The 13,949-nt window shown below is 65.4% G+C and carries 15 protein-coding genes; 7 read left to right on the top strand and 8 right to left on the bottom strand.

From position 1 onward, the window contains the following. Positions 1–52 precede the first annotated feature (52 nt). The 7 genes from AB7290_RS06995 to AB7290_RS07025 all read left to right on the top strand — a co-directional run bounded on the left by AB7290_RS06995 (position 53) and on the right by AB7290_RS07025 (position 5,693). Entirely contained in the window at positions 53–1,003 is a 951-nt protein-coding gene (locus AB7290_RS06995; RefSeq protein ID WP_085399151.1) for an aliphatic sulfonate ABC transporter substrate-binding protein, read from the top strand. A gap of 38 nt (positions 1,004–1,041) precedes the next feature. Continuing rightward, positions 1,042–2,004 carry a sulfonate ABC transporter substrate-binding protein gene (locus tag AB7290_RS07000; protein WP_085399150.1) on the top strand — a complete coding sequence of 321 codons (963 nt, stop codon included), beginning with the start codon at positions 1,042–1,044 and terminating at the stop codon, positions 2,002–2,004. Between the two features lie 8 nt (positions 2,005–2,012). Further along, the gene (ssuD, locus tag AB7290_RS07005) at positions 2,013–3,179 is read left to right on the top strand and encodes an FMNH2-dependent alkanesulfonate monooxygenase (protein ID WP_354080754.1); all 1,167 of its coding nucleotides are present in this window, start codon (positions 2,013–2,015) and stop codon (positions 3,177–3,179) included. Next, entirely contained in the window at positions 3,176–3,982 is an 807-nt protein-coding gene (locus AB7290_RS07010) for an ABC transporter permease subunit (protein ID WP_085399149.1), read from the top strand. The genes ssuD and AB7290_RS07010 overlap by 4 nt, the downstream gene beginning before the upstream one ends. 7 nt (positions 3,983–3,989) lie before the next feature. Beyond that, on the top strand, positions 3,990–4,826 hold the full coding sequence (locus AB7290_RS07015; RefSeq protein ID WP_063981197.1) for an ATP-binding cassette domain-containing protein: 837 nt from the start codon (positions 3,990–3,992) through the stop codon (positions 4,824–4,826). 32 nt (positions 4,827–4,858) lie between these two features. Next, positions 4,859–5,440, top strand: coding sequence for a flavin reductase family protein (locus AB7290_RS07020; RefSeq protein WP_354080758.1), 582 nt, complete (start codon positions 4,859–4,861; stop codon positions 5,438–5,440). A gap of 97 nt (positions 5,441–5,537) precedes the next feature. Continuing rightward, positions 5,538–5,693, top strand: a complete 156-nt coding sequence (locus tag AB7290_RS07025; protein WP_028160973.1) for a hypothetical protein — start codon at positions 5,538–5,540, stop codon at positions 5,691–5,693. Between the two features lie 152 nt (positions 5,694–5,845). Here the strand turns inward: AB7290_RS07025 and AB7290_RS07030 are convergent, their stop codons facing one another. The 8 genes from AB7290_RS07030 to AB7290_RS07065 form a co-directional block, all read right to left on the bottom strand. Continuing rightward, positions 5,846–6,994, bottom strand: a complete 1,149-nt coding sequence (locus AB7290_RS07030) for a M20 family metallopeptidase (protein ID WP_085399147.1) — start codon at positions 6,992–6,994, stop codon at positions 5,846–5,848. 254 nt (positions 6,995–7,248) lie between these two features. After that, positions 7,249–8,634: a sigma-54-dependent transcriptional regulator FlbD gene (flbD, locus tag AB7290_RS07035; protein WP_085399146.1), complete on the bottom strand. Its 1,386-nt coding sequence runs from the start codon at positions 8,632–8,634 to the stop codon at positions 7,249–7,251. Positions 8,635–8,685: 51 nt separating this feature from the next. After that, a complete protein-coding gene (gene fliN, locus AB7290_RS07040; protein WP_018318401.1) occupies positions 8,686–9,036 on the bottom strand; it encodes a flagellar motor switch protein FliN in 351 nt (116 codons plus the stop codon). A 3-nt stretch (positions 9,037–9,039) separates the two neighbouring features. After that, positions 9,040–9,663 carry a FliH/SctL family protein gene (locus AB7290_RS07045; protein WP_085399145.1) on the bottom strand — a complete coding sequence of 208 codons (624 nt, stop codon included), beginning with the start codon at positions 9,661–9,663 and terminating at the stop codon, positions 9,040–9,042. Then, on the bottom strand, positions 9,663–10,754 hold the full coding sequence (gene fliG, locus AB7290_RS07050) for a flagellar motor switch protein FliG (protein WP_028153248.1): 1,092 nt from the start codon (positions 10,752–10,754) through the stop codon (positions 9,663–9,665). Before fliG ends, AB7290_RS07045 begins: the two co-directional genes overlap by 1 nt. 17 nt (positions 10,755–10,771) lie before the next feature. Next, positions 10,772–12,382 (bottom strand): flagellar basal-body MS-ring/collar protein FliF, encoded by a 1,611-nt coding sequence (fliF, locus tag AB7290_RS07055; RefSeq protein WP_028153249.1) that lies wholly within the window; start codon positions 12,380–12,382, stop codon positions 10,772–10,774. Positions 12,383–12,570: 188 nt separating this feature from the next. Next, positions 12,571–12,846 carry a CtrA inhibitor SciP gene (gene sciP / locus AB7290_RS07060; RefSeq protein WP_002714638.1) on the bottom strand — a complete coding sequence of 92 codons (276 nt, stop codon included), beginning with the start codon at positions 12,844–12,846 and terminating at the stop codon, positions 12,571–12,573. A 389-nt stretch (positions 12,847–13,235) separates the two neighbouring features. Further along, entirely contained in the window at positions 13,236–13,943 is a 708-nt protein-coding gene (locus AB7290_RS07065) for a flagellar hook assembly protein FlgD (protein ID WP_085399144.1), read from the bottom strand. Positions 13,944–13,949: the final 6 nt, after the last annotated feature.

The following is a 13,949-nucleotide window of genomic DNA, read 5'->3' on the forward strand; positions in this document are numbered from 1 at the left end:
ATCATTCCCCAGACCTGAATGAATGACGGCCGCGTGTGGCCGGGAGTCTGGAATGCAGCGTCGTGACTTCTTGAAATTGTCCGCTGGAACCGCAGTCGCGGCGGCGTTCACCTCCCGCGCGAACGCGCAAGGCGTGGTGAAGGAAATTCGTATCGGCTACCAGAAGACAGGCGTGCTGGTTATCACGCGCCAGCAGGCTTCCTTGGAAAAGCATTTCAATCCGCAAGGCATCGACGTGAAATGGGTCGAGTTCTCCTCGGGCCCGCCGATGATGGAGGCGATGAACGTCGGTAGTGTCGACTTCGGTTCTGTCGGCGATTCCCCGCCGGTGTTCGCCCAGGCCGCGGGTGCCGCGATCGTCTATGCCGCGGGCCAGCCCATCACCAACGGCCAGGGCATCCTGGTGCCGAAGGATTCGCCGATCCGCTCGATCGCCGACCTGAAGGGCAAGCGTATCGGTTTCACCAAGGGGTCCAGCGCCCACAATGTCGTGGTGCAGACGCTGGAGAAGGCCGGGCTCACCTATGCCGACATCACGCCGGTCTATCTGACGCCGCCCGATGCCGGTCCCGCCTTCGCCAATGGCAGCATCGAGGCCTGGGCGATCTGGGATCCCTATTTCGCGATCGGTGAGACCAAGCAGGGCGGCCGCATCCTGATCAATGCGCGCGAAGTCACCAAGACCAATTCCTTCTACATCGCCAACCGCGAGTTCGCGAAGACCTACGGCTCCATCCTGCAGCAGATCGTCGACGTCACGACCGCGACCGGCAAATGGGCCGAACAGCACCGCGGTGAGGTCGCCAGATCGCTCGCCGCCGTCACCGGCGTCCCGCTGGACATCCAGACGGTTGCGGCCGACCGCGCGAACTTCGTGGTTGGCCCCGTCACCGACGACATCGTCACGACCCAGCAGGGCGTCGCCGACCGCTTCTACAAGCTCGGCCTGATCCCGAAGCCGGTCGTCATTCGCGACATCGTCTGGCGAAACCCGGCAGCCTGATCGTGCCGACTACTCTTCCCACGCACAAGGGTTTGAACATGAGGCGTATCATTCAGCGTCTGATCGCGGCCATCGTTCTGTCGATCGGCATCGTCGCCGCCGCGGTCGGCACGTCCTACGGCCAGGACAAACAAGAGAAGGTGGTCCGCATCGGCTACCAAAAGTACGGCAAGCTGGTGCTGCTCAAGAGCAAGGGCACGCTGGAGCCGAAGCTCGCCGCCGACGGGTACAAGGTGGTGTGGACCGAATTCCCGTCCGGCCCGCCGCTGCTCGAAGCGCTCAATGTCGGCGCGATCGATTTCGGCAACACCGGTGAAGCCCCGCCGATCTTCGCGCAGGCCGCCGGCGCGCCGATCCAGTACGTCGCCTACGAGCCGCCAGCGCCGAAGGGCGAGGCGATCCTGGTGCCGAAGGACAGCCCGCTGAAATCGGTCGCCGATCTCAAGGGCAAGAAGGTCGCGCTCAACAAGGGCTCCAACGTCCACTATCTCCTGGTCAAGGCGCTGGAGAAGGCGGGCGTCAAATATTCCGAGATCGAGCCGGTGTTCCTGGCGCCGGCCGATGCGCGCGCCGCCTTCGAGCGCGGCGCGGTCGATGCCTGGGTGATCTGGGATCCGTTCCAGGCCGCGGCGGAAGCCGCCACCGGCGCGCGCACGCTCGCCGACGGCACCGGCATCGTCGCCAACTACCAGTTCTATTTCGCCTCGAAGAAATTCCTCGAAGCCAACCCGAAGATCGTCGACGCCGTGCTGGCTGAGCTGAGTTCGGTCGACGATTGGGCCAAGGGCGACATCCACGCGGTTGCCGAGCAGCTCGCGCCGGCGATCGGCCTGTCCGTCCCGGTGGTCGAGGTGGCGCTGAAGCGGCAGGCCTACGGCATCAAGCCGATCACCGATGCCGTCATCGCCGATCAGCAGCAGGTTGCGGATGCGTTCTTCGCGCTCAACCTGATCCCCAAATCCATCAAGATTTCCGACGTGGCTCGGAAACCAGGATCGTGAGCAAGCACATGAGTAAGCAGTCCAACGCCAACATCCTCTGGTTCCTGCCGACCCACGGCGATGGCCGTTATCTCGGTACGGGAATCGGCGGCCGCGAGGTCAACTTCAACTATCTGCGCCAGATCGCGCAGGCCGCCGACCAGCTCGGCTATTACGGCGTGCTGCTGCCGACCGGGCGGTCTTGCGAGGATTCCTGGATCGTCGCTTCCTCGGTCGCGCCGTTCACTGAGCGGCTGCGCTATCTGGTGGCTGTCCGTCCCGGCCTGCAATCGCCGAGCGTGGCGGCGCGCATGACCGCGACGCTCGACCGCGTCACCAATGGTCGGCTTCTCGTCAACGTCGTCACCGGCGGCGATCCCGTCGAGAACAAGGGCGACGGTATCTTCCTCGGCCATGACGAGCGCTACGAGGTCACCCGCGAATTCCTCAACGTCTATAGCGACCTGCTCGCCGGCAAGACCGTCAATGTCGAGGGCAAGCACATCCATGTCGAGGGTGGCAAGTTGCTGTTTCCGCCGGTGCAGTCGCCGCGGCCGCCGCTCTATTTCGGCGGTTCGTCCGATGCCGGCATCGACGTCGCCGTCGACGCCGTCGACAAATATCTCACCTGGGGTGAGCCGCCGGCTCTGGTTGCCGAGAAGATCGCGAAGGTGAGGGAGGTCGCAGCTGCGCGCGGCCGCAAGCTCTCCTTCGGCATTCGGCTTCATGTGATCGTCCGCGAGACCAATGACGAGGCCTGGCGCGCCGCGAACGAGCTGATCAGGCATGTCAGCGACGAGACCATCGCGCTGGCGCAGAAGAACTTTGCCCGCATGGACTCCGTCGGCCAGCAGCGCATGGCGCAGCTCCATGGCGGCAAGCGCGACAAGCTCGAGATCGCCCCGAACCTGTGGGCCGGTGTCGGTCTCGTGCGCGGCGGCGCCGGCACGGCGCTGGTCGGCGACGCCCAGACGGTGGCGGCCCGCATCAGGGAGTATCAGGACATCGGCATCGATACCTTCATCATGTCGGGCTATCCGCATCTGGAGGAAGCCTATCGCTTCGCCGAGCTGGTGTTCCCGCTGCTCTCGCTGGAGCAGCCGAGCAACGTGACCAAACTGCACTTCAATAGCGGTCCCTTTGGCGAGACCGTCGGCAGCGATTACCGTCCGCAGCAGCGAGTGTCCGAGTCATGAGCCTGATCGACAGCGTTTCACTTCCGCGCAGCTTCCGCCTGCCGCGGGTTGACGGCCTGATCCAGTGGGTCGTGCCGCTCGCCATCATCGCGATCTGGCAGGTCGCGAGCGTCACCGGCTTCGTGCCGGTTCGCGTGCTGCCGGCGCCGAGCGATGTCGTGCTCGCCGGCTGGAAGCTGCTGCTCTCCGGCGAGCTCGTCCGCAACATCTGGGTGTCGTTCTGGCGCGCCTCGATCGGCTTCCTGATCGGCGGCGGCATCGGTTTCGCGTTCGGGCTCGCCAACGGCCTGTCGCAGCTCTCGGCCAAGCTCACCGACACGACGTTACAGATGGTGCGCAACGTGCCGCATCTGGCGCTGATCCCGCTGGTCATTCTGTGGTTCGGCATCGACGAGAGCGCAAAACTGTTCCTGGTGGCGCTCGGCGTGTTCTTCCCGATCTACCTCAACACGCTGCACGGCATCCGTACCGTCGATCCGCAGCTGATCGAGATGGGCCGCATCTACGGCATGACCGACAGCGAGCTGTTCCGCCGCGTGATCTTCCCCGGCGCGTTGCCCTCGATCTTCGTCGGCATCCGCTTTGCGCTCGGCATCATGTGGCTCACCCTGATCGTCGCCGAGACCATCGCGGCGTCTTCAGGCCTCGGCTACATGGCGATGCAGGCGCGCGAGTTCATGCTGATCGACGTCGTCGTGCTCTCGATCCTGATCTACGCCCTGCTCGGCAAGCTCGCCGACAGCGCCTCCCGCGTGCTGGAGCGCCTGACGCTCTCCTGGCACCCCGCCTTCCAGAAACGCTGAGAGTGACATGCAGACAGCTCTTCGTACGGCCCTTCCCGAAACCGAGCTCGCCAGCCGCGCCAATTTCGTGCCGCAGGCACGCGTCGTGCGCGAGGAGCGCCCGGCGCAGACGACAGGCCTGCCGCTCAGCATCCGTGGCTTGCGCAAATCCTACGGCGACAACGAGGTGCTGCGCGGCATCGACCTGCACATTCCCGCCGGCCAGTTCGTCGCCATCGTCGGCAAGAGCGGTTGCGGCAAGAGCACGCTGTTGCGGCTGATCGCCGGCCTGGAAAAGTTCGAGGCCGGCAGCATCAGCTTCGGCCAGGATGTCCAGCCCGAGGACATCCGCGTGATGTTCCAGGAGCCACGGCTGCTGCCCTGGGCGCGGGTGCTCTCCAATGTCGAGGTCGGTCTCGGCCGTAATCGCTCATCCAGTGATGCGCATGCGCGCGCCGAGAAGGCGCTGACCGAGGTTGGGCTGACCGACAAGCGTGATCAGTGGCCGTCGGTGCTGTCGGGCGGCCAAAAGCAGCGCGTTGCGCTCGCCCGTGCGCTGGTCTCCCATCCGCGTGTGCTCGCCTTCGACGAGCCGCTCGGCGCGCTGGACGCGCTTACCCGGATCTCGATGCAGCGGCTGCTGGAGCGGGTCTGGCGCGACCAGGGCTTTACCGCGATCCTGGTGACCCATGACGTCGCCGAGGCCGTCGCGCTGGCCGACCGGGTCCTGGTGATCGACGAGGGCCGGATTGCCCACGATGTTACGGTTAACACCGCCCGGCCGCGCGAACGCGGCTCCGCCGAGCTCGCAAGCCTCGAAGGCTCGATCCTGAGCCATCTTTTGTCGGCGGACGATCGTACCTAAATACAGGGGAACCCCGCTTCGGGGACCATGCCATGAATGTAGTGCCTCGCGATCTCATGACTGAAACTGCCGTCTCGTCCGCCGATTTCCGCGGCGCCATGCGCCACCTCACCGGCGGTGTCAGCGTCATCACCGCCGGGCGGGGCAAGGACATCACCGGCATGACGGTGACCTCGGTGACCTCGCTGGCGGTCGAACCGCCGACGCTGCTGGTCAGCATCAACCGCGATGCCTCGTCCTTCCCGCTGATCCGCCGCTACGGCGCCTTCGGCGTCAACATCCTCGCGGCTGACCAGCTGGACGTCGCCGAGCGTTTTGCCGGCAAGGGCGGGCTGAAGGGGGCCGATCGCTTTGCGGGCAGCCAGTGGGTCACCGCGGTCTCGGGCGTTCCGCTGCTGGTCGGTGCATTGTCCGCGGTCGATTGCGAGGTCGAGGAGATCGTCGAGCGCCACTCGCACGGCATCGTCATCGGGCGCGTCAGCAGCGTCAGGAATTCGACCCGCAATGCTGCATTGGCCTATTGGCACGGCCAGTATGTGGCGGTCGACCAGGACGAAGACGCGGCGAGGCTCGCCGAGGTCAGCGTTCCCGCCCGCGGCCTGCGCGGCGTTTGATCGCTGCGCTAGGGCGGCCCGCAGGCTGGCCTTTTCCCCGTCATCGCTCTAGAAGCGCCCTTAGCCGTCCCGTCCGGGACGGCAATGGAGCGGAACGATGAAGCGCGTCGCGACCTGGGCCTTCTACGCCATCGGCGCGCTCGCGATCGGCTACCTCGCGCTCTACGCCTATGCGATGTTCAGCGGCCAGCCGATCGTGCCGGGCGACCCCATCCACATCTTCCGCAAGCCGGACGCGCCGAGTTATTCGTAGTCTCTCTCCTCGTCATGGCCGGGCTCGACCCGGCCATCCACGTACGAGTCTCGTAGGGTGGGCAAAGGCGCTCTTGCGCCGTGCCCACCATCTATCCGCGGCGACCGAATTGGTGGGCACGCTTCGCTTTGCCCACCCTACGGCACCTTCGTTCACCCCCGCAAAATCGCCAGCGCCAGCGCCTGGGCGCGCGGCACGATGCTGTCGAGTTCGAGATATTCCTCCGGCGTGTGCGCGAGCCCGCCGACCGGCCCGAGGCCGCAGATGGTCGGTGTGCCGACTGCCGCCGTGAAGCCGGAATCGGCGCAGCCGCCTGAAAACTCGCCTTGGAGCGTGGTGAGGCCGACCTGCTTCGCGGCGGCTTGATAGCCTTCGAACAGCGCCTTCGACTCCGCGCTCTGCACCACGGGCACGAACTCGCCCTTGACGGTCAGCGTCGCGCTGGTGCCGGGCACGTAAGGTGTCGCGATGATCTTCTCGATCGCCGCCATGATCCTCGCACGATCCGCCGGATCGACGTAACGCAGGTCGATCTGGCCCTCGGCTGAGGGCGCCGTGGTGTTCACCGACTGTCCGCCCGAGACGAGACCGACATTCAGCGTGATGCCCTTGTCGAGATCGGTCAGCGCGTGGATATGGACGATCTTGTGCGCGAGCTCGCCGATCGCGCTGACGCCCGCGGCGAAATTGGCGCCGGAATGCGCGGCTTTGCCGGTGATGGCAAAGTGCATGAAGATGCCGCCCTTGCGGCCGGTGACGATGTTGCCGGTCGGCCGTCCCGGCTCGGAATTGAACACGGCGCGTGCGGCGCGTCCCTCGCGCTCGATCACCGGGCGCGAGGAGGGCGAGCCGATCTCCTCGTCCGAGGTGATCAGCACCTTGATCGGATGCGGGCTGCCGCCGAACTTGTGGAAGGCGGTCGCCACGAAGATGTTCATTACGACGCCGGACTTCATGTCGGCAACGCCGGGTCCATAGGCGCGCTTGCCCTCAATCGTGAACGGACGCCGTCCGGCCTCGCCCTTGCCGAACACGGTGTCGCGATGGCCCATCAACAGCACCGGCTTCTCGTTGCTGCCGGGTTTGGCGATCTCGGCATGGATCGCATCGCCGAAGGTGGCGTTGCTCTCGCGCCGGAACAAAATGCCGTGCTCGGCAAAATGCCGCTCGAACCGCGCACCGACCGCATCGACGCCTTCCTTGTCATAGGATCCGGAATCGATGTTCACGACATCGCGCAGCAGATCGATCATCGCCTGCCGCTGCGACGCCAGCCAGTCCGTGATTTGAGCTTCCGACATGTGTATCCTCGCGTTGTTCTCACGCGGGGTTATAGGGCCTGACGTCGCCATGGCCTAGTCGGCTAGCGCGGTCCCGTTATGCGAGGAGCGCTCTCAACGCCGTCATTGCGAGCGTAGCGAAGCAATCCAGCTATCACCGCGGAGGAATTCTGGATTGCTTCGCTGCGCTCGCAATGACGAGGTTGGCAGCCTGCATCCAAAAAAATGCCCGGGACCAGCCCGGGCATCTGCATTCTTTCAGTAGGGGGAGAGACTTACGCCCCCACCATCGGCATCCGCGGATATTCGCCCGGCGTTCCCGCCGGCGTGATCGGGATGCCGCCGTCGGAATATTCGTTGAGCTTGTTGCGCAGCGTGCGGATCGAGATGCCGAGGATGTTGGCGGCATGGGTCCGGTTGCCGAGGCAGTGCTTCAGCGTCTCCAGGATCAGGTCGCGTTCGACGTCAGCGACGGTGCGTCCCACAAGCGCCCGCGTCACCTGCTCGGCGGCCATGGTCGCATGCGCCACGGCCGGCGCGGTCTTGGCGAGGTCGAGGCGGTCGCCGTCGGGTGTGAGGATCGCGTCGGGGCCGATCTCGTCGCCCTGCGCCATCAGCACCGAGCGGTGCATGGTGTTTTCGAGCTCGCGGACGTTGCCCTGCCAGCGGTTGGTGGAGAGCACGCGGCGCGCGTCCGCGGAGATCGGGCGCACCGGTACGCCGTTGGCGTCGGCATATTTCTTCACGAAGTGCTGGGCGAGCTCGAGGATGTCGAGGGGACGCTCGCGCAGCGGCGGGATCTTCAAATTCACGACGTTGAGGCGGAACAGCAGATCCTCGCGGAACGTGCCTTCGCGCACGGCTTCCGCCAGGTTGCGGTTCGAGGTCGCGATGATGCGGATGTCCACTGGCACCGGCTTGGTGCCGCCGACGCGGTCGATCACGCGCTCCTGGATGGCGCGCAGCAGTTTTGATTGCAGGCGGACGTCCATCTCCGAGATTTCGTCGAGCAGCAGCGTGCCGCCGGTCGCTTCCTCGAACTTGCCGATGCGGCGCGCGATCGCGCCGGTGAAGGCGCCCTTCTCGTGGCCGAACAGTTCGGATTCCAGCAGATGCTCCGGGATCGCGGCGCAGTTGATCGAGATGAAGGGACGCTTGGCGCGGGCCGAGCGGGTGTGGACGTAGCGGGCCAGCACTTCCTTGCCGGTGCCGGATTCGCCGGTGACCATCACCGAGGCGTCGGAGCCCGCGATCTGCTGGGCGAGCTTGATCACCTTGGCCATGGCTTCGTCGCGATAGACCAGCTCGCGGGAATCGTTGGCGACCGCGGCCAGCACCGCGGCGATCAGCTCCGGATCCGGCGGCAGCGGAATGTATTCCTTGGCGCCGGCGTGGATCGCCGCGACCGCGGCGCGGGCGTCGTTGGTGATGCCGCAGGCGACGATCGGCGCGTGGATGTGCTCGGCCTCGAGCCGCATCACGAGGTCGCGGATGTCGAGGGCGACGTCGACCAGCAGGAGGTCGGCGCCCTTGCCGCCGCGCAGCACGCGCATCGCCTGCTCGTGATCCTCGGCATGGGTCACGGTGGCGCCGTTCTCCATCGCGATCTTGGTGGCGGTGGTGAGCTGGCCCTTCAATGTGCCAACGATGAGAAGCCGCATGTCAGTCTCCTGTCCGTCTGGTCGCGCTGCCGCGCGTCATTCCTTGCGCTACTAGCTGCGTTCGGTCTTGATGATTTCGGTCATGGTCACGCCGAGCTTGTCCTCGACCAGGACGACTTCACCGCGGGCGACCAGCTTGTTGTTGACGTAGATGTCGATGGCCTCGCCGACGCGCCGGTCGAGCTCGAGCACGGTGCCGGGCCCGAGCTTCAACAGCTCGCTGACGTCCATCTTGGAGCGGCCGAGCACGGCCGAGACCTGCACCGGCACGTCGAACACGGCCTCGAGGTCGGCGGCGGCGCGCGCAGCATATTCGTCCTCGTTGTAGCCGACGTCCGTACCGGTCGGCGGCATCGGGCCGTTGAGATCGGGCAGCGGGACCTGTCCGTCGGTGTCGCTCATGGCTTAGCTCCCCCTGCGGGACGCGATATAGCGTCCGACCATTTCGTCGATCTTGGCCGCGATGGCGCCGCGTTCCAGCACGACGCCGCCGTCGGCCCATTCGATCCGGCAGTCGCCGGTGGCGATATCGGGCTCGGCCAGGATCACCAGCCGGCCCTCGAAGCCGCTCTGCTTGGCGAGCCGCTCCATCTTCTCGCGCGCGCTGTCGTAGAGCGCGTCGTTGATGCGCACGACGAGATGCGGCGTCGCGACAAGGTGCGAGAAGCAGTCCTTGACCAGCGCCATGATCTCGCCGAGCGGTTCGGCAGCGACCAGATCGGCGCACAGCTTGCGCGCCACCGCCACCGCCACGTCGACCGCCTCGGTCTCCATCTTGGTCTCGATGTTGCCGATGCCGGCGGCGACGCCGCGGACACTGATGTTGATCTCTTCCATGGCGAGCGCGACGCGGCGGTCGCTCTCGGCCTTGGCTTCGCGCTGGCCGGCGGCAAAGCCGTCCTGATAGGCGCGTGCCTCGGCTTCCGCGATCTTCTGGGCGATCTCGGCGGCGGTCGCAGCCTTCTCGCGCGGCGACCGCTCGGGCGCCGCGAAGTCGGTGTCGAACAGGAATTTTGCCGGGGCGCCCATCAGTACACCAGCTCGTCGTCGGCGCGGTTCTTGGTCAGCATGATCTCGCCCTTGGCGGCGAGGTCCTTGGCGAGGTTGACCAGCAGCGCCTGGGCCTCGTCGACGTCGCGCAAGCGGACCGGGCCCATCGCCGCCATGTCGTCCTGGAGCATCTTGGCCGCGCGCGAGGACATGTTGCCGAAGAAGAAGTTGCGGACGTCCTCGTTGGCGCTCTTGAGCGCGACGCCGAGCTTGTCCTTGTCGACATTGCGCATCAGGGTCTGGGCCGAGCCGGAATCCAGCTTCACGAGGTCGTCGAAGGTGAACATCAGCGCCTTGATGCGCTCTGCCGATTCGCGGTTGTCCTCCTCCAGCGAGGTGATGAAGCGGGTTTCGGTCTGGCGGTCGAAATTGTTGAAGATTTCCGCCATCACCTCGTGGGCGTCGCGGCGGCGGGTCTGTGACAGGTTGGACATGAATTCGGTGCGCAGCGTCTTCTCTACGCTCTCGATCACCTCCTTCTGCACCGCTTCCATCTTCAGCATGCGGTTGACGACGTCGAGCGCGAGCTCCTCGGGGAAGATGCCGAGCACGCGCGCGGCGTGTTCCGGCTTCAGCTTCGACAGCACGACTGCGATGGTCTGCGGATATTCGTTCTTGAGGTAGTTGGCGAGGACCTCTTCCTGCACGTTGGAGAGCTTTTCCCACATGTTGCGGCCGGCGGGGCCGCGGATCTCGTCCATGATGCCGTTGACGCGCTCCGGCGGCAGGTACTGCTGCAGCAGCCGCTCGGTGGCGTCGAAATTGCCCATCAGCGCGCCGGAAGCCGACATGCGCGAGACGAATTCGAGCAGCATGTCCTCGACCGTGTCGACCTCGACGGTGCCGAGCGTCGACATTTCCAGCGAGAGCTGGCGCACCTCGTCGTCGTCGAGCATCGACCAGATCTTGCCGCCATATTGCTCGCCCAGCGCCAGCATCAGGATCGCGGCGCGCTTGGGTCCCGTCACCGCTTCGGTCTTGCCGCCCGCGCGGCTGCCCTGGCGGGCACCGAGCGTCGAGATCACGCTGGTGATGTCGTTGGAGTTGGCGTTTTGCAGGTTGCCGGCCATGTCAGTTCACTTCTCGATTATTTCGCGGGTTCGGTCAGCCATTGGCGGATGATGGCGACGGTTTCGTTGGGGTTGCGCTCGGCGAGCTCGCCGACGCGATGAACGGACTGGGCATGGACCTGGCCCTGAATGGTGGCGACGTCGATCGCGCTCGCGGCGCCGCCCGGCAGCAGCGCCTGCCCGGCAGGCGCTGCCTCCTCCGAAGCGGCGGGGCCGGCGAGGGCGCCGGAGATCGCGGCGGCGACCTCCTCGGAGGCGAGGATGCGCTTGACCAGCGGCCGGATCACCAGGAACAGCACGACCAGGCCGAGCAGCATCATCACGCCGAGCTCGACGAAGTACATGACGTCGTCCTTGGTGAACTGGAGCATGCCAAGGAAACCGGAGGGCTCGGCGATCGGGGCGGTGGAGGGGGCGTCGGCAAAGCGCAGGTTGACGACCTCGACCTGGTCGCCGCGCTTCTGGTCGAAGCCGATCGCCGAGCGCACCAGGGTGGCGATGCGGTCGAGCTGTTCCTTGGTGCGGTCCGTGTAGGCGAGCTCGCCCTTGTCGTTCTTGGAATAGATGCCGTCGACCAGCACCGCGACCGAGATGCGGTTGACCCGGCCGGCCTCGGTCACCTCGGTCTTGGTGGTGCGGGAGATCTCGTAATTGTTGGTCTCTTCGGTCTTCTTGCTCTGGTCCTTCGCCGTCGGACCGCTGTTCTGCTGGTTGCCGGGCAGCTCGTTGTTGACGGTGACCTGGCCGTTGTTGTCGGCGGTGAGGCTGCTCTCTTCCCGGGTCTGGCTCGAGCGCAGCACGCGGCCCTCGGGATCGAACTTGTCCGAGGTCTGGGTGATCTTGTTGAAGTCGAAATCGGCGGAGAGCTGGACGCGGGCGCGGCCGGAGCCGACCACGGAGGAGACGATGTCCTCGACCTGCTTGCGCATCCGCTTCTCGAAGGCGGTGCGGCGCTCGTCGCCGACCGCCTGCTCCGGATCGGTCGCGGCGCCGTCGGCGAGCAACGAGCCGGCCTCGTCGACGATCGAGACCCGCTGCGGCTTCAGCCCGTTGACGGCGGAGGCGACGAGGTGACGGATGGCACGGATCTGCTGGGCCTCGAGCGAGCCGCGGACCCGCACCACGATCGAGGCCGACGGCTCCGGCGCCTCGCGCGAGAACAGCGGGCGCTCGGGCAGCACGAGGTGGACGCGGGCGGCCTGGATGCGGTCGATGGCGCGGATGGTGCGGGCGAGCTCGCCTTCGAGTGCGCGGAGATGATTGATGTTCTGGACGAAAGAGGTGGTGCCGAGCGCATCCGACTTGTCGAACACTTCGTAGCCGACGCCGCCGCCCTTTGGCAGGCCGCCCTCGGCGAGCTTCATCCGCAGGCGGGTGACCTTGTCCTTGGGCACCATGATGATGCTGCCTTCATTGCGCAGCTCGAACTGGATGCCCTGTCGCTCCAAATCCTTGATAATGCCCGAAGAATCCTCGACCGAGAGGTCGGTGAACAGCGTCGTCATCTGCGGCGTGGTCACGCGCATGATGACGAACGCGAAGAAGCCGATGAGCGCGGCGGTGACCGCGATCATCGCCCCGAACCGGGCGGCGCCGATACCCTTCAAAAAGTCCGCAAGACCTTGCAAGCAACCGCCCCGAAGCTTCGACCCGCAACCGAGCGGTCGACTGGGCAATTATTGCCTAGGTGATGGTTTCGATATGGTTAACGAAGGTTAAGAGCTGGGACAAAAGTCGCGCCAAAAGGAAACATGAAAAAAATCGGCCTCGCGGTGCGAGGCCGATTTTCGTCAAAAGCTGCAGATTTCCGGATCGCTTACTGGCGATATTGCTGGATGCGGGTGGTGCGAAGACCCGCCAGACCGTGCTGGTCGATGGAAAACTGCCAGGAGAGGAATTCGTCGACCGTCAGGGTATAACGGCTGCAGGCCTCCTCGAGGGAGAGAAGTCCGCCACGCACAGCGGCGACGACTTCGGCCTTGCGGCGGATGACCCAGCGTTTGGTGCCGGGTGCGGGCAGATCTGCGATCGTCAGCGGACTGCCGTCCGGCCCGATGACGTATTTTACCCTCGGGCGATGGGGTTCTGTCATGGCGTACTCACAAACTCTCAACCACTGAACTCACGCCGTAACCCTACGCGTGCGGGCTTAAAAATCCGCTAAGCCTAAGGCTTCAATACAATTCTCGTTGAAAATGGCTGGAACACAGCCGGCCCGGAGGGCTGGACACCATGATCCGAGCCGTCCGAGCAGGGTCTTCGTAAATACTTTACTAACGAATGGAGCCGGCGAAGCCCCAACTGTCGTCCCGGGGCGCGCGTAGCGCGAGCCCGGGACCCATAACCCCAGTGAGTAGTTTGACGACGACTCGGGGTTACGGTCTCACGCGAAAACGACGTCCTGTGGTGATGGATCCCCGCGCCGTGCGCAGTTGCGCACTAGGCGGGGATCACATCTCGTGTGTGGCGAGGCGCGCGCCTTTAGTTGCTGCTGGTGGCGATGATGCTCTTCACCTGGCTCAGGGTGTAGCTGGCGCCGTCGATGGTGAGCAGCGGCGGCGACTGGGTCAGGTCGACGGACGACACCACGCCCTGCACCTGCGCGGCGATGCCGACATTGTTGTTCGCCACGTCCTTACCCGTCGCCGTGATCGTGTACTTGCCGTCCGGCCATTGCGTGCCGTCATTGCCCATTCCGCTCCAGGTGAAGGGAATGTCGGTGCCGGCAGCGGCGGTATATTTACCGGTGAACACCGTCTGGCCGGTGGAATTGGCAACGGTGATGTCCACGGTCGAGTCGGTCGGCACGTTGAGATGCCAGGTCGCCGACGAGTTCGTCATGGTCGCGGTCGAGCCGTCGACCAGCGCGGTCTTGCCGACGAAGCCCAGTGCCTGAGTCGCCTGCGTGGTCTGTTGCAGGGTGACGAGCTGGGACAGTGAATCGTTGGTCTTGAGCTGCTGCTCGACGCCGGCGAACTGCACGAGCTGCTGGGTGAACTGGTTGGTGTCGAGCGGATCGAGCGGGTTCTGGTTCTGCAGCTGCGTCGTCAGCAGCGTCAGGAAGGTCTGGAAGTTGCCGGCGAGCGTCGCGCCCGTGTTCGAGCTCAGCGAGTTCGACGAGGACGACTTCGGGACGTCGGTGGTCCCGGAGACGGGCGTCGGGGCGGTGGCGGCATTCGTGGTGGTCATGTTCGA

The organism is Bradyrhizobium sp. 613_E4_N2_2 (assembly GCF_052075995.1).
Taxonomy (GTDB): Bacteria; Pseudomonadota; Alphaproteobacteria; order Rhizobiales; family Xanthobacteraceae; genus Bradyrhizobium; species Bradyrhizobium barranii.